Below are 15,472 nucleotides of genomic sequence, written 5' to 3'. Positions count from 1 at the left end.
GGGACCCCCACAGAGATCGGCACGTTGCTGCCACAGTCGGCCGTCGCACTGTGGGCAGCCGATCACCCCGACGGTTCGGCGTCCGTCTCGTCACTCTTGACGTAGGCCGGGTGCAGGTGCACCGGTTCCTTGACCCGCTTGGCGCGCACGCGCAGGTTGAGGAACTCCACGAAGATCGAGAACGCGATCGGCCCGTAGACGTACCCCTTCGGGATGTGGTGGTCGAAACCTTCCGCGACCAGGCTGCCGCCGATGAGCAGCAGGAACGACAGGGCGAGCATCTTCACCGTCGCGTGCCGGTTGACGAACTCACCGACCGGCCCGGCCGACACCAGCATGACCACCATCACCACCAGCACCGCGGCGACCATGACGCCCAACTCGTCCACCATGCCCACGGCCGTGATCACCGAGTCGAGCGAGAACACGACGTCGAGCACGAGGATCTGGGCGACCACCGACGCGAACGACGCCTCAACCCTCGCTTAGCGCTATTGGCCTAACGAAGGGCGGACTCGCTGCCGGCGCAACCGCCACGGCCACGGCCAATGGAGACTGTGCGCGTCGAACGAGCGGCTCAGCTCGATGTTAGACCACGTCTCACGTGGCGTGCCCGGCCTGCGCCGAGGGCGCCAGTTCCAGCCTCGTGCTAACCATTCAGCATAGCGGGAGTGCCGGCGTTGGGGTAGCCACCGAGCGGCAACCGGACAGCCGACACGAGATCAGACCCATCAAAGCCATGAGAATGGTCATGCGCGAGGACTTTTCGCGTTTGCGCCTCTGCGCAGCGCGGTTGCAGACAGACCGCACCGAGGACGACGCCGACACCGCCCAGACCCGCGACGACCTGGCGGACCCGGGCGGCCCCGGCATGGTCCAACACCAGAACGGGCTCTCCGCCCTCGCGCCCTTGGTGGCGTTCATGTCCGTGACGGTGTGGCTCTTCGGCGAGTTCGATGGCGGCCATGTCCGTCACGCGGTCCGACGGCCGTCCCGGAACCATCAGGGTCACCGACGGCACGTCCTGCCGGGTGGTCGTGACTGCCGTCGACGAGTCGGGGTCCTGGCACGCCGCGGTCGCCGCCAAGACGAGGACGAGTGCGGTGAAGATTGTGATCATCCGAGTGCTGAGGTCGGTCATGGCGCACCTCCTGCCCACTACTGGAGAAGAGGACGGACCCCAACGGGTGAATACCCGCCAGCCGAAGACAGGCAGGGAATCAATCCGGAGCACCGACGCGGGCCATGGCTGGCTGACTGGCCGAGACTCGGTTGCCCGTCCGGTTCTGTGCCGAAGGGGGTGGTGGCGGTTGGAAGCGGCTGCCGCAGACGTGGTGGTGCTCGATGAGCTCGCGCCGCCGTCATCAGGTCCGGCAACCGCGCCGGTGGCAGGCCCCAGGTCCGCCCGATGACGAAGCCGGCCCGTCGCTGTCCCCAGGACCGTCACGAGCAGGGGAACCAGGAACGCTTTCATGGCCTGCTCGCGAGGCCGGCACCCCTCAGCGGTAGAGCAGGACGATGCCGACGAGCGCCACCACGCCGCTGGCGGTGAGGGCGAGCGGCACCAGGTCGTCCTTGATCACGTCGACGCCGTCGATGTCGGGCATCCCGAGATCGAGCACCACGACATCGGGTTTCCCGGCGGCGGCGACTTCCAGCGCAGTCCTGCGGTCGTGGGCGGTGAACGCCTCGTGCCCGCGCGCCGACAGGTCGATCCTCAACGCGCGCACGATCTGCGGTTCATCGTCGACCACCAGCACGGTCGTCATGCCGGGGGCTCCTCGCCGTTTTCGTGGACCGGCAACGAGATGACGATGGTGAGACCGCCGCCCGGGGTGTCCTCGGCGGTGATCGTGCCGCCCATCGCCTCGGTGAAGCCCTTCGCGACGCTCAGGCCCAGTCCGACACCGGGTGTGGCGTCGCGGTCACCGAGCCGCTGGAACGGGGTGAACACGGAGTCCAGGGCTTTCTTGGGGATGCCGGGCCCGTGGTCCACCACGCGCAGCTCGACCTGGTCGCCGTGCGTGCTGGCCCGCACGGCGATCTCTGGTTCGTCGGCGACCACCTTCCCGTCGCCGTCCACGTCGACCGCACGTCGCGGGCGGAGCCTGCCGTGCCGCAGGGCGTTGTCGATGACGTTGGCCACGACCCGTTCCAGCAGCCCCACGTCGGCCAGCACCTCGGGCAGCCGCTCGTCCACGTCGACCGACACGGTGCGCCGCTCGTCGATTCCCGACAGTGCCCTGGCCACGATCTCGTAGTGGCTCACCGGGCGCAGTTGCGGCGACACCGAGCCGGTGGCCAGGCGTGAGGAGTCCAGCAGGTTGTCGATCAGCCCGGTCAGCCGGTCCGCCGATTCCTCCACCGTGGCCATCAGCTCCGCGGTGTCCTGGGTGGACAGGCGCAGTTCGGGGTCGCGGAGGCTGCCGATGGCGGCCTTGATGGACGTCAACGGTGTGCGGAGGTCGTGGCCCACCGCGGACAGCAGCGCCGTGCGGAGTTCGGTGGCCTCGGCACGCCGTTGGGCTTCGGCCGTCTCGGCCGCCATGCGTTGCTGGCGCAAGGCCATGAGCGCCTGCCCGGCGGCGGCCTCCAGGACGCGCTGGTCGCTGGCGGGCAGGGTCCGGCCCCTCAACGCCAGGTGCACGTCCGCGGTCACCGGGACGTCGGCGTCGGCCTCGTCCGGGTCGTCGCACGGGTGCGGGCCGACGCACGCGACGCGTTCCCACTCCCCGTCGCGCCGCTCCAGCAACGCCACGGACTCCAGCCCGAAGTTCTCCCGGACCTTCTCCAGCAGGCGAACCAACGGGTACGGGCTGGTGAGCACCGTGCGGGCGTAAGAGGCGAGCAACGCGGCCTCGGTGCGTGCCCGCGCGCCCTGCTCCGCGAGCCGGGCCGCGCGGTCCACCACGAGCGCGACGATCACCGCGACGATCACCATGGCGATCAGCGTGATCACGTTCTCCGGCCCGGCGACCGTGAGGCTGTAGTAGGGCCGGGTGAAGAAGAAGTTCAGCAACCCCGCACCGAGGAGCGCGGCGAACAGCGCCGGCCCCAAGCCGCCGGACAGCGCGACGACGCAGGTGGCGAGGAGGAACGCCACCAGTTCCGTCGAGTAGGCCACCTCGTCGCGCCACAGCACGCCCAGGCCCGTGATCACCGCGGGCAGCAGCACGGACATCGCCCAGCCGGTGACCCGCCGTGACCTGGTCAGCAGGTTGCGGCCGAACTGCCAGCGCAGGCCGCGGCGGGCCTCGTCGTGGGTGACCATGTGCACGTCGATCGGCCCGGACGCCTGGACGACCGCCTGCCCGATGCCCTCGTCGAACACCCTGGCAAGCCGCGAGCGCCGGGACGTGCCTAGCACGAGCTGGGTGGCGTTCACACCACGGGCGAACTCCAGCAACGCGGTCGGCACGTCGTCCCCGACCACGGAGTGGAACGTGGCGCCCAGGTCCTCGGCGACCCTGCGGCACTTGGCGACCACCTCGGGCGAGGCGCCCGTCAGGCCGTCACCGCGCATGACGTGCACGACGAGCAGCTCGGCACCCGCACGCAGCGCGATACGCCGTGCGCGGCGGATCAACGTCTCGCTCTCCGGCCCACCGGTGATCGCCGCGACCACCCGTTCACGGGTCTCCCACGTGTCGGTGATGGCCCGTTCGGAGCGGTACCTCTGCAAGGCCACGTCGACCTGGTCGGCGACCCACAGCAGCGCCAGTTCGCGCAACGCGGTCAGGTTGCCGACCCGGAAGTAGTTGCCCAGCGCCGCGTCGATCTTGTGCGCGGCGTACACGTTGCCGTGGGCGAGCCTGCGCCGCAGTGCCTCCGGGGTGATGTCGACCAGTTCGAGCTGCTCGGCGCGGCGCACCACCTCGTCCGGCACGGTCTCGCGCTGCTGGACGCCGGTGATGCGCTGCACGACGTCGTTGAGCGATTCGAGGTGCTGGACGTTGACCGTGGACAGCACGTCGACGCCCGCGTCCAGCAGCTCCTCGACGTCCTGCCACCGCTTGGCGTTGCGCGAGCCCGGCACGTTGGTGTGCGCCAACTCGTCCACGAGCGCCACCTCGGGCCTGCGCGCCAACAGGGCGTCGACGTCCATCTCGGTGAACTCGGCATCCCGGTGGACGAGCCGCCTCCGCGGCACGACCTCCAGACCTCCGAGCAACTCGGCGGTCTTGACCCGGCCGTGCGTCTCGACGAACCCGACCACGACGTCGGTACCCCGCTCCCGGCGTCGGTGCGCCTCGCCGAGCATGGCGAAGGTCTTGCCGACACCGGGCGCGGCGCCGAGGTAGATGCGCAGCTCACCGCGTCTGGGTTTGGTGTCCACGCCCTCAGCCTGGTCCATTCGGCCCAGCTCTCTCATCGTGCGGCTTCGAGTGCGCGGTTGATCTCGGTGACGTTCACCGTCTCGGTGAAACCGCTGCTGGTGGCCGCCGCGACCAGCTGCCGCACGGTCTGCTCGGACAGGCCTGTCTCCCGTGCCACGCGGGGTACCTGCAGCTCCGCGTAGGCCGGGCTGACGTGCGGGTCCAGGCCGGACGCCGACGCGGTGACGGCATCCTGCGGCACCCGGTCCTCGGACACGCCCTCACGTTGCGCGATCGTGGTGCGCCGCTCCGCGACGACCTGGTCGTAGTCCGCGTTCAGCTCACCCTTGTTGGAGCCACCCGACGCGGGCAGCGTCGCCGCCGACGGCCTGGTGTGGAACCACTGGTCGCCTTCGCGGTCGACGCCGACGAGGGTGGTGTCGACGGCCTCGGCGTTGGCGTGGAGTCCGGGGATCCGGCTGACCGTCCAGACCGCGGCCGGGTAGAGGATCCCGGTGATCACCGTGAGCACCAGCAGGACACGCAGTCCGGCGGATGCCTGCTTGAGGAAGTTGGTCACTGCGGGGTCACCCGATTCCAGGGATGAGACGGACGAGCAGGTCGATCAGCCAGATCCCGGCGAACGGCGTCACGATCCCGCCCAGGCCGTAGATCAGCAGGTTGCGCCGCAGGAGAGCGGAGGCGTTGGAGGGCTTGTAGCGGACACCCCGCAGCGCCAACGGGATCAGCACCACGATGACCAGCGCGTTGAAGATCACCGCCGAGAGGATCGCCGACTGCGGCGACCCCAACGCCATGATGTTCAGCTTGTCCAGCTGCGGGTGGATCGCGGCGAACATGGCGGGCAGGATCGCGAAGTACTTGGCCAGGTCGTTGGCCACGCTGAACGTCGTCAGCGCACCACGCGTGATCAGCAGCTGCTTGCCGATCTCCACGATCTCGATCAGCTTGGTCGGGTCCGAGTCGAGGTCGACCATGTTCCCGGCCTCTTTCGCGGCCGAGGTGCCGGTGTTCATGGCGACGCCGACGTCGGACTGGGCCAGCGCGGGCGCGTCGTTGGTGCCGTCGCCGGTCATCGCGACCAGCTTGCCGCCTTCCTGCTCCTTGCGGATCAGGGCCATCTTGTCCTCGGGCTTGGCCTCGGCCAGGAAGTCGTCCACCCCGGCCTCGTCCGCGATCGCCTTGGCCGTCAACGGGTTGTCGCCGGTGACCATGACCGTGCGGATGCCCATCGCGCGCAGTTCGGCGAACCGTTCCCGCATACCGGGCTTGACCACGTCCGACAGCCGGATCACGCCCAGCACCAGGTCGTTCTCCGCGACCACGAGCGGCGTTCCGCCCTGGGCGCTGATCCCGTCGACGACGTGCTTGGTGGCGTCGTCAATGGTGAACGCACTGGCGGCGCCCTTGCGGATGCTGCTCCCGTTCAGGTCGACACCACTGGTGCGCGTCTGTGCGGAGAACTCGATGAACTGACCGCTCTTCTCCACGTCCGACGCCTCGGCAGCCAGCCCGTACTTCCGGGCGCACAACTCGATGATGCTGCGCCCCTCGGGCGTTCCGTCGGCGAGGCTGGACAGGCGCACGGTTCGCGCCAGCACCTGCTCGCTCGTGCCGTTGACCGGGATGAACTCGGTCGCACGCCGGTTGCCCCAGGTGATGGTGCCGGTCTTGTCCAGCAGCAACGTGTCGATGTCGCCCGCGGCCTCCACGGCCTTGCCGGAGGTGGCCAGCACGTTGCGCTGCACCAGCCGGTCCATGCCCGCGATGCCGATCGCGGACAGCAGCGCGCCGATCGTGGTCGGGATCAGGCACACCAGCAACGCGGTCAGCACGATCACCGACTGCTCGCCGCCGGAGAAGATCGCGAACGGCTGCAACGCCACCACCGCGAGCAGGAAGATGATCGTCAACGTGGACAGCAGGATGGTCAGCGCGATCTCGTTCGGCGTCTTCTGCCGCTCCGCGCCCTCCACCAACGCGATCATCCGGTCTACAAAGGACTCACCCGGCTTGGTGCTGATCCTGACGACCACGCGGTCTGACAGCACGGTCGTGCCACCGGTCACCGCGGACCGGTCGCCGCCGGACTCGCGGATCACGGGCGCGGACTCACCGGTGATGGCCGACTCGTCCACCGTGGCGATGCCCTCGACCACGTCACCGTCGCCGGGGATCACCTCACCCGCCTCGACCACCACCAGGTCGCCGACGCGCAGTTCGGTGCCGGGAACGCGTTCCTCGCCGCCATCTTCGGTGAGGCGGCGGGCTACAGCGTCCTTCTTGGTCTTGCGCAACGAGTCCGCCTGCGCCTTGCCCCGCCCTTCGGCGACGGCCTCGGCCAGGTTGGCGAACAACACCGTGGCCCACAGCCACACCGCCACCGCGATGGTGAACACGCTGGGGTCGCCGACTGCGAACACCGTGACCAGCAACGATCCCACCCAGACCACGAACATGACCGGGTTGCGCAGTTGGTGCCGCGGGTCGAACTTGCGCAGCGCGTCCGGCAAGGACTTGATCATCTGCCTGGGGTTGAAAATGCCGGCGGCGACCTGGTGGCCCAGGTTCTCCGCGTGGCGTTTGCGGATCTCGTCCGGAGTCCGCTTGGGGTGATCGGTCGTGGTGGTCACAGCAGGGCCTCCGCGATGGGACCGAGAGCGAGAGCGGGGACGAAGGTCAGTGCGGCGACCAGCACGATGCTGCCGCCCAGCAGGGTCGCGAACAGCGGACCCGTCGTGGGCAGCGTCCCGGCGGTCTCCGGCACCTTCTTCTGCTCGGCAAGGGAACCGGCCAGGCACAGCACGGCGATGATCGGCACGAACCGGCCCAACGCCATGCACACGGCCAACGAGGCCTGGAACCAGTCGCTGGTGACCGTGATACCGGCGAACGCGCTGCCGTTGTTGTTCGACGCGGACGCGTAGGCGTACAGGATCTCCGACAGGCCGTGCTCACCCGGGTTGTTCAATGCCCCCTGCGTGCCGGGCAGGATCGCCGCGATCCCGGCGCCGATGAGCAGCACGGTCGGCATGGCCAGGATCGACACCGCGGCGGCGGTGACCTCGCGTTTGCCGAGCTTCTTGCCCAGGTACTCCGGCGTGCGGCCGACCATCAGGCCCGCCAGGAACATCGCGATGACCGCCATGACGAGGATGCTGTACAAGCCGGTGCCGACGCCGCCGGGCGTCATCTCGCCGAACAGGATGTTGAGCATCGCGCCACCGCCACCGAGACCGGTGAAGCTGTCGTGCATCGAGTTCACCGCGCCGGTCGACGTGCCGGTGGTGGAATTGGCGAACAGTGCCGAAGCGGGGATGCCGAACCGCATCTCCTTGCCCTCCAACGGCCTGATGCCGTTGGCCTCGGCCCACCAGATCACCGTCAGCATCAGCGCCCACAACACGCCCATCACGCTCAGCAGCACGTAACCCTGCTTGCGGTTGCCGACCAGCGTGCCGAACGTGCGGGTCAACGACACCGGGATGACCAGCAGCAGGAAGATCTCGATCAGGTTCGACCACGAGTTCGGGTTCTCGAACGGGTGCGCCGAGTTGGCGTTGAAGATGCCGCCACCGTTCGTGCCCAGTTCCTTGATGGCCTCCTGGCTCGCGGCCGGCGCGATCGCCACCTGCTGCCCGTCCACGGTGACACCCGACTTCAGGCTCATCACCACACCCGCGGCCACCAGCACGGTCGCGAACACGAACGCCACCGGCAGCAGGATGCGGACAACGCCCCGCGTCATGTCCACCCAGAAGTTGCCCAACCGGTCGGTCCGGTGCCGCGCGAAACCGCGCACCAACGCGACCGCCACAGCCATACCGACCGCGGCGGACACGAAGTTCTGCACGGTCAGGCCGACCATCTGCACCGTGTGGCCCAGAACGGTCTCCGGCACGTAGGACTGCCAGTTCGTGTTGGTCACGAAGCTGACGGCGGTGTTGAACGCCATGCCGGGTGAGACCGTGCCCCGGTCGAAGTCGAACGGCAGCAACGGCTGGAACCGCTGCAACAGGTACAGGAACGCGACACCGACGAACGAGAAGCCCAGCACGGCCAGCGCGTAGGTGCCCCAGCGCTGCTCGGAGTCCGGGTCGACCCGCGCGGTGCGGTAGATCACCCGTTCGACCTTCGTGTGCCGGGTGCTGGTGTAGACGCGCGCCATGTAGTCGCCGAACGGGCGGTAGACCACCGCCAGCGCGGCGATCAGCAGGCCGACCTGCACCAGGCCGGCCACAGTCGAGGACATCAGAACTTCTCCGGCCTGATCAGAGCGACGAACAGGTAGCCGATCAACAGCAGGGCGAGCACGCCGCCGACGACGTTCGCCGCCACACCGGTGCCGCTCACAACTTCTCCAGTCCGCGCACCATCAGCGCCAACACCAGGAACACCCCGACCAGCAGCAACGCGTAGGCCAGATCGGCCATGAACGCGCTCCCTTCCCCGACAACAGACCGAACCGCCCTCGGCGGCCAAATGACCCGCACAGCGTGCGGCACGAACTCCGGCGTTCGGGCGGGCCTGATGCCTCCTTGATGCACCCGAACGTGTCATTGACGCGTTCTTGACGGGGGCCGTGACACCCGTCATCCACCGACATCGGAGCAGCGCGGCCGTTTTGACGAAATCTTGATGCCCAGGGCCCGAATCCTGATGCCGTCCGAACGGCTGTTCGTCCCCGCGACGGTCGCCGCAGGTCATGCGGAGAGGTCCTGCATGCTGTACGGCGAAGCACGACCCACGACGGGGAGACACGGCATGACCGCTACACCAAAGCCCGCTGTTCCGGCGCGCGTGGACAGTCCGGTCCGGCGGCCGGCGCCGTCGACCGCGTTCGGGCGTTGGCTGTTGGAGCACCGCGTGCAACCGGTGGTCGGCCCGGAGAGCGACGGGCAGCACGCCAAGCCCCACACGTGGTGGAAGGTCATGTGCCTCACCGGCGTGGACTACTTCTCCACACTGTCCTATTTGCCCGGTATCGCCGCGTTGGCGGCCGGTGCGCTGTCACCGTTGGCGACGCTGCTGATCGTGGCGCTGACCTTGCTGGGCATGTTGCCGATGTACCGCCGGGTGGCGAAGGAGAGCCCGCACGGCCAGGGGTCGGTGGCCATGCTGGAAGACCTGCTGCCGTTCTGGCGCGGCAAGGTATTCGTGCTCGTGCTGCTCGGGTTCGTGGCCACGTCGTGGATCATCACGATCACGCTGTCCGCCGCCGACGCGTCCGTGCACGCGCTGGAGAACCCGCACATCCCCGCCTTCCTGCACGGACAGGAAGTCCTGGTGACCATCGTGCTGCTGCTGATCCTCGGCGGCGTGTTCCTGCTCGGGTTCAGCGAGGCCGTCGGCGTCGCCATCCCGCTGGTCGCGGTGTTCCTGGTGCTCAACGCCGTGGTCGTGGTCGCCGGTGTGGTCGAGGTGCTGGCCGAGCCGGTCGCGCTCGACCGCTGGGTGGACGCGCTGACGTCCGGCGGCGGCGGGATCACGGGCGTGATCGGTCCGGCGATCCTGGCGTTCCCACTGCTGGTGCTGGGCCTGTCCGGTTTCGAGACCGGCGTGAGCATGATGCCCCTGGTCGCCGCCAAGGGTGAAACGGCCGAGCAGCGGTTGGAAGACCGCATCCGCAACACCCGCAAGCTGTTGACCGCCGCCGCGCTGATCATGTCGGTCTACCTGATCGCGACCAGTTTCGTCACCACGGTCCTGATCCCGGCGGACGCGTTCCAGCCCGGTGGCGAGGCCAACGGTCGTGCGTTGGCCTACCTGGCGCACGGACTGCTCGGCGAATGGGTCGGCACCGCCTACGACATCAGCAGCATCCTCATCCTGTGGTTCGCGGGCGCGTCCGCGATGGCCGGGCTGATCAACATCGTGCCCCGCTACCTGCCCGCGTACGGCATGGCGCCGGACTGGACGCGGGCCGTGCGGCCGGTCGTGCTCGTCTACACCGCGATCTGCGTCCTGGTCACGATCATCTTCAACGCCGACGTCAACGCCCAGGCCGGCGCCTACGCCACCGGCATCCTCGCGATGATGGTGTCCGCGTCGGTCGCGGTAACGATCTCCGCCCTGCGTCGCAGGCAGCGTCGTTCCGCGACCGCGTTCGCGGTCCTCACCCTGATCATGCTCTACGCGCTGGTGGAGAACGTGATCGAGAAGCCCGACGGCCTCACGATCTCCGCGTTCTTCATCGTCGGCATCATCGCGATCTCCCTGATCTCACGAGTCAGCCGCACCACCGAACTGCGCGTGGAACACATCGAGTTCGACGAACCCGCCCGCCGGTTCATCACCGACTCCATCGCCCACGACAACGCCCTGACCATCATCGCCAACCGCCGCCAGGCCGGCGACGACGCGGAGTACCACGCCAAGGAACTCGAACAACGTGGGACGAACCCCGTGCCCGGCCCCGCCGACATCCTGTTCCTGGAGGTCGACGTCGTGGACCCCTCGGACTTCAGCGACGTGCTGAAGGTGCGGGGCGTCGACGTCGACGGACACCGCATCCTGCGCGCGGACAGCCCGGCCGTGCCCAACGCCATCGCCGCGATCCTCCTGGCGCTGCGCGACACCACCGGCATCCGCCCCCACTGCCACTTCGCGTGGAGCGAGGGCAACCCCCTCGGCCACCTCTTCCGCTACCTGATCCTGGGCCGCGGCGACACCGCCCCCGTCGTCCGCGAGATCATCCGCACCAGCGAACCCGACTCCGACCGCCGCCCCGGCATCCACGTCGGCGGCTGAGACCGCCCCACGACGACCACATGCTCGCGGTCTGCGAAGCGGCCGGGTTCACCGGGCGGGATGCGGGACAGGCGAAGGTCGTCTTCGCCTGGTGAGAGGCGGCAGCAAGTCGGTGACGCGGCACCGACACCGATTGCAGAACTGCTTGAAGAAGCTCTGCCCGGCCCAGCGCACCCTCAGCCGCAGTGCTGCGTGCATTCGCGTGAACCGGCTCCGCCGCAGACGTCGGGCGCGCACCGGCGACGCCGTCGGCGCCGAACCTCGCCAGGGCCGCGTCGCGGATGCGGGCTCGGGCGGTCAAGTCGGACGAGCCTTGGCAAATAGGTTATTGACTAACACTTGTTAGTGACTAACACTTGTCCCGTGAGTGTTGTCGTCGTAGGTGCGGGACCGACCGGTTTGGCCGTGGCGTGCGCGCTTCGTGCGCGGGGCGTGCCGGTGCGGGTAGTGGACGGGGCCGCCGGGCCGGCCACCACGTCGCGGGCGTTGGGTTTGCAACCCCGGGGTGGTGAGGTGCTGGGCAGGCTCGGCGCCCTGGGTGATCTGCCGCAACGGTCGGTGGGCATCGGCCGGGTCGTCATCCACGTCGGTGGCAGGCGTGCGGGCGAGCTGCGCGTCGGGCAGCCGACGAAGCTGGTGCGGCAACCCGGACTGCTGGTGTCCCAGGCCGAGGTCGAGGCCCGGTTGCGGCAGCGGCTGGAGCAGTCGGGCGTCCGCGTCGAATGGGACACCCAGGTCGTCGGTGTCGAACAGGACGATGGCGGAGTGGTGTTGTCCACCTCGGCGGGTCGGGTGACCGCGGAGTGGGTGGTGGGCTGCGACGGTGCGCACAGCGCGGTGCGCAAGGGGGCCGGTATCGGGTTTCCGGGTGTGCCGCTGGTCGAGGGGTTCGTGCTCGGTGACGTCCGGGTGGAGCTGCCGTTGCCGCGTGACGCGGTCGGGGTGTGGGTGCGGGGCGAGGAGATGTTCTCGGCGTTCCCGCTGCCGGACGGGGTGTGGCGGTTCATGGCGCCCGCACCCGGTGTGGCGGTCGAGGACGTCCCGGCGTTCCTGGCGGCCTGCGCCGACCGCCACGCCGGTCTCCGGATCGGCGCGGGTGACCGGTGGGTGTGGACGTCGGTGTTCCGCATCCACCGGCGCCTGGCCGAGACCTATCGGCACGGCCGGGTGCTGCTGGCGGGGGACGCCGCGCACATCCACAGCCCGTTCGGCGGACAGGGCATGAACACCGGGCTGGGCGACGCGGAGAACCTGGCGTGGCGGCTCGGCCTGGTGGCCTCGGGACGTGCCGGGCACGGCCTGCTCGACGGCTACGAAATCGAGCGCAGGCCGGTGGCCGCCGACGTGCTCGACTCGACCAGCGGCCTGACCGGCCTGGTGCTGGGCGAATCGGCCCTCGCCCGGGTGGTGCGCGACCGCGTGCTGTTCCCGCTCATGGGACTGGCGCCGGTGCGGAAGCTGATCTGGGAGCAGGCCTCGCAGCTCAAGACCAGCTACTCCCGCACCCGCTTCGGCAGGCGCCCGCGGGTCGGCGACCGGGTGGCCGAGTTCGCCTCCCACCCCGAGTTCCGCTGGACGCTCGCCGCACCGGCAGGCAATCCTTGCGTGTCGGTGGCGCGTGACCTGCTGGGCGACGTGCGCGAGGTGCACCGCGACGGCCACGCGCTGCTCGTCCGCCCCGACGGGCACCTCGCCTGGCGCGGGAAGGCCGAGCCGGACGCGCTGCGCCGAGCACTGACGGCCATGCTGGACCGGTGACAACGGACCAGACCAAGCCCGCCGGCGGGCTGCGCGAGCAGCGCAAGGCGCGCACCCGCCGCGCGATCCAGGAGCACGCCTTGCGGCTGTTCCTGACCAAGGGCTACGACGAGACCACCGTGGAGGAGATCGCCGCCGCCGCGGGCGTGTCGCACATGACCTTCTTCCGCTACTTCCCCACCAAGGAAGCCGTGGTCGAGAACGACGACTACGACCCGCTCATCGCCGAACTGGTCCGCAACCGGCCAGCCGGCGAAAGCCCGCTCACCGCGCTGCACGCCGCACTGCGCACCGGCCTGGACGCCGTGCTCGCCACCGACCGCGACGCCGTCTACACGCGAACCCGCCTGGTCGTCACCAACCCGGCCCTGCGCGCCCGCCAATGGCGCAACACCGCCACCACGCAATCCCTCCTGGCCCAGGCACTGGCCGACCGCGAACAACGACCCGTCGACCTCCGACTGAGGGTCATCGCCGCCGCGGCCACCGCCGCGCTCATCACCGCCCTGACCACGTGGGTCGACGGCGAGGGCACCGAAGACCTGCGGACGCTGGTCGACCAGGCGTTCGCCGCACTGGGCGCCGGACCTTCAACCTAATCCGATGCTGCGGAACACGGCCGTGTCGTCGCTGACGCGGTCGCGCAGGCGATCGCGGCTCGCCCGGGTGAGGCGATGACGCCCCCGAGGAGAAAGAAGGCCCTCGTCGCGCGGATCAAGGTCACCTTGCCACGGTGAACTGCTGCTTTTCCCTATGATTTCGCAGGTGAAAGCCACTATCTCCTAGGTACCTACTATACCTGCGCTGTTAGCGTCGGGGCATGATGACGCTTCCCGCCCGCAACGGTGACCGGCCGACGACCGGGCCGTCCGTGCCGCACGTGCAGTTGAGCCAGAACAGCCCGGCCCGGATCACCGAGGCGCTCAAGGAGTGGATGACGACCTCACTGCCGGGAACCGTGATCCGGCCGAGCGAGGTCTCCGAGCCCGACTCGCTCGCGTTCTTCCTCGACGGCACACCACCCCCGCCCGGCGCGGTGCTCATGCCACCCCGGCTGACCGCCGAGTTCGCCCACGTCCACCCCGACGGCAGCCTGCACCTGACACTGTCCACAACGGACCTGGACGCGCTGGTCGCCGCCGGCTGGGGCGAACGGCATCCGCTGTACTCACCCGTGATCAACGTCGTCATGCTGTACGGCCCGCGCACCGACGACGAACTGGACGTCGCGAAGACCGTCATCGCCGCGTCCTACCGGTACGCCACCGGACGGACCCTGGAACTCAGCCCCGCCTGATCCGAGAACACATCTGGGGGCGCCCACCGGGTGCTGTGTCACGGCGGCGCCGTGGCCCATGCCGTCGTACGTGACGAGTGTGGAGTGGTCCAGTTGGCCGGCCACCCGCCGCGCGCCCTCGTGCGGCCGGCGGTGCCGGCCAGGAGTCGCCCTGGACTCGTAGTCACGGGCGGGTGGTCAGATCTGTCCGGTCAGGTACATCGGGTCGTCGCCGGAGCCTCCGAAAGAGGTGTTGGTGTTGACCAGCCTTCCGTTCACCATGATCGATGCGGTGACCTCGCCCCGGTTCAGCACGAGCAGGCTGATCTGTTGCGGGCCTTGGCCTACGGGGAGGGAGAACGACTTGGTCCAGGGCAGTGGGACGTTGTCCTCCTGGATGGTGGTCGTCTTCCCGTCGGTGACGTACTTGATCCAGGCGACCGGTCCGGGGCCGGTGACCTCGTAGACCACGGCGTTCGTCGTGGCCGCCGAACTGCTCGGCGGACCCGGTTCCGCGTCGGTCTGGTTCGTGGCGGTACCGGATCCACCCGCGCAGCCGGCCACGGTCAGCGCCAGGACCGGCAGGATCCGCATCAGGCGACGGCGGTGCGTCGAGAACGAAGTCATGCACGCATCGTCCCGAGTCGAGACCGTCGGAGCCTGGTCCTGGCCTCAACCGGCCACTGACAACCGGAACGCAGGCCGCATCACCGGCGGATGGACGCGAGGACACCGACTGCGGGGAGTGCGCCGGCGGCGAGCATGGCGGAGCCTTGGTGGAGGAAGTCGTGGCCGCTGACCCAAGCTTCCAATAGGTCACCGGAGGGGAGTTCGGCGTCGAGCAGGCCCGTGTCGAGAGCGCCACGTCTTGGTGGCGGCTGAGTGTTGAAGGCATAGGGGAAGCACTTCGGCGTTACCGCACCACCACGATGGGCGGGTCCTCCGCGCCCTCGGACACCGAGATCACGTACGCCCCCAGCATGACCTGCACCAGTCCTTGGGGACAGGCGCCGCCGCGCCGCGAACCACAGCTTCCGCGCACGTCGGACAGTCCCGCGGCCGCGGGCAAGTTCTGCCTGTGGCAGGACTACGACGCAACCGGCAAGCGCGGAGACCGACGCGGACATCTTCGAGCGCATCGAACAAGGACAGTGACGTCAGACCTACCGCAGCCGACACCGGTGGCTACCGCACGATGCTGTCTGCGTCGGGCGCCCGGACTACCGGTAGTTTGTTAACTTGGTAGACTGATCGGTTGTGGTGTTGTTGTGCCAGCAGGTCGATCGACTGGGCAGGTGAGGTACTGATGGCGCGAGTGGCGTGCCCGGTGGCCGCGGGTCCGTTGGAGGAC

General features: G+C 69.1%; 13 protein-coding genes and 2 pseudogenes. 4 read left to right on the top strand and 11 right to left on the bottom strand.

The features are described 5' to 3' along the window. Positions 1 to 62: 62 nt before the first annotated feature. The 9 genes and pseudogenes from FM051_RS32450 to FM051_RS32410 all read right to left on the bottom strand — a co-directional run. Positions 63 to 464, bottom strand: a pseudogene (locus FM051_RS32450) (TerC family protein); the annotation flags it as partial. A gap of 185 nt (positions 465 to 649) precedes the next feature. After that, complete coding sequence (locus FM051_RS32445; protein ID WP_158850110.1) at positions 650 to 1,141, bottom strand: hypothetical protein; 492 nt, start codon at positions 1,139 to 1,141, stop codon at positions 650 to 652. 436 nt (positions 1,142 to 1,577) lie between these two features. Beyond that, positions 1,578 to 1,769: pseudogene (locus tag FM051_RS32440) on the bottom strand (response regulator); the annotation flags it as partial. Continuing rightward, positions 1,766 to 4,354 (bottom strand): sensor histidine kinase, encoded by a 2,589-nt coding sequence (locus FM051_RS32435; RefSeq protein WP_158850106.1) that lies wholly within the window; start codon positions 4,352 to 4,354, stop codon positions 1,766 to 1,768. The gene FM051_RS32435 and the pseudogene FM051_RS32440, both read right to left, overlap by 4 nt. 14 nt (positions 4,355 to 4,368) lie before the next feature. Then, complete coding sequence (locus FM051_RS32430) at positions 4,369 to 4,896, bottom strand: potassium-transporting ATPase subunit C (protein ID WP_158850104.1); 528 nt, start codon at positions 4,894 to 4,896, stop codon at positions 4,369 to 4,371. Positions 4,897 to 4,903: 7 nt separating this feature from the next. Further along, positions 4,904 to 6,970 carry a potassium-transporting ATPase subunit KdpB gene (kdpB, locus tag FM051_RS32425; RefSeq protein ID WP_158850102.1) on the bottom strand — a complete coding sequence of 689 codons (2,067 nt, stop codon included), beginning with the start codon at positions 6,968 to 6,970 and terminating at the stop codon, positions 4,904 to 4,906. Then, positions 6,967 to 8,589: a potassium-transporting ATPase subunit KdpA gene (gene kdpA / locus FM051_RS32420; protein WP_158850100.1), complete on the bottom strand. Its 1,623-nt coding sequence runs from the start codon at positions 8,587 to 8,589 to the stop codon at positions 6,967 to 6,969. Before kdpA ends, kdpB begins: the two co-directional genes overlap by 4 nt. Beyond that, on the bottom strand, positions 8,589 to 8,690 hold the full coding sequence (kdpF, locus tag FM051_RS32415; protein ID WP_158850098.1) for a K(+)-transporting ATPase subunit F: 102 nt from the start codon (positions 8,688 to 8,690) through the stop codon (positions 8,589 to 8,591). The genes kdpA and kdpF overlap by 1 nt, the downstream gene beginning before the upstream one ends. Continuing rightward, positions 8,687 to 8,842: a hypothetical protein gene (locus FM051_RS32410; protein ID WP_158850096.1), complete on the bottom strand. Its 156-nt coding sequence runs from the start codon at positions 8,840 to 8,842 to the stop codon at positions 8,687 to 8,689. The genes kdpF and FM051_RS32410 overlap by 4 nt, the downstream gene beginning before the upstream one ends. Positions 8,843 to 9,101: 259 nt before the next feature. Between FM051_RS32410 and FM051_RS32405 the strand changes: the two genes are divergently transcribed. The 4 genes from FM051_RS32405 (at position 9,102) to FM051_RS32390 (ending at position 14,142) form a co-directional block, all read left to right on the top strand. After that, positions 9,102 to 11,087, top strand: coding sequence for an APC family permease (locus FM051_RS32405; protein WP_158850094.1), 1,986 nt, complete (start codon positions 9,102 to 9,104; stop codon positions 11,085 to 11,087). A 363-nt stretch (positions 11,088 to 11,450) separates the two neighbouring features. Continuing rightward, positions 11,451 to 12,845 (top strand): FAD-dependent monooxygenase, encoded by a 1,395-nt coding sequence (locus tag FM051_RS32400; RefSeq protein WP_158850092.1) that lies wholly within the window; start codon positions 11,451 to 11,453, stop codon positions 12,843 to 12,845. Continuing rightward, on the top strand, positions 12,842 to 13,444 hold the full coding sequence (locus FM051_RS32395; RefSeq protein ID WP_158850090.1) for an acyl-CoA-like ligand-binding transcription factor: 603 nt from the start codon (positions 12,842 to 12,844) through the stop codon (positions 13,442 to 13,444). The genes FM051_RS32400 and FM051_RS32395 overlap by 4 nt, the downstream gene beginning before the upstream one ends. Before the next feature lie 221 nt (positions 13,445 to 13,665). Beyond that, entirely contained in the window at positions 13,666 to 14,142 is a 477-nt protein-coding gene (locus FM051_RS32390) for a luciferase domain-containing protein (protein ID WP_238412808.1), read from the top strand. Positions 14,143 to 14,319: 177 nt separating this feature from the next. Here the strand turns inward: FM051_RS32390 and FM051_RS32385 are convergent, their stop codons facing one another. Further along, entirely contained in the window at positions 14,320 to 14,748 is a 429-nt protein-coding gene (locus tag FM051_RS32385; protein WP_158850088.1) for a hypothetical protein, read from the bottom strand. A 286-nt stretch (positions 14,749 to 15,034) separates the two neighbouring features. After that, complete coding sequence (locus tag FM051_RS53340) at positions 15,035 to 15,163, bottom strand: hypothetical protein (RefSeq protein WP_274383793.1); 129 nt, start codon at positions 15,161 to 15,163, stop codon at positions 15,035 to 15,037. Between the last annotated feature and the right edge of the window lie 309 nt (positions 15,164 to 15,472).

It is taken from the genome of Saccharothrix deserti (genome assembly GCF_009769385.1).
Taxonomy (GTDB): Bacteria; Actinomycetota; Actinomycetes; order Mycobacteriales; family Pseudonocardiaceae; genus Actinosynnema; species Actinosynnema deserti.
Note: the sequence above shows the minus strand (reverse complement) of the source record. Positions and strands in the feature narration are given on the sequence as shown.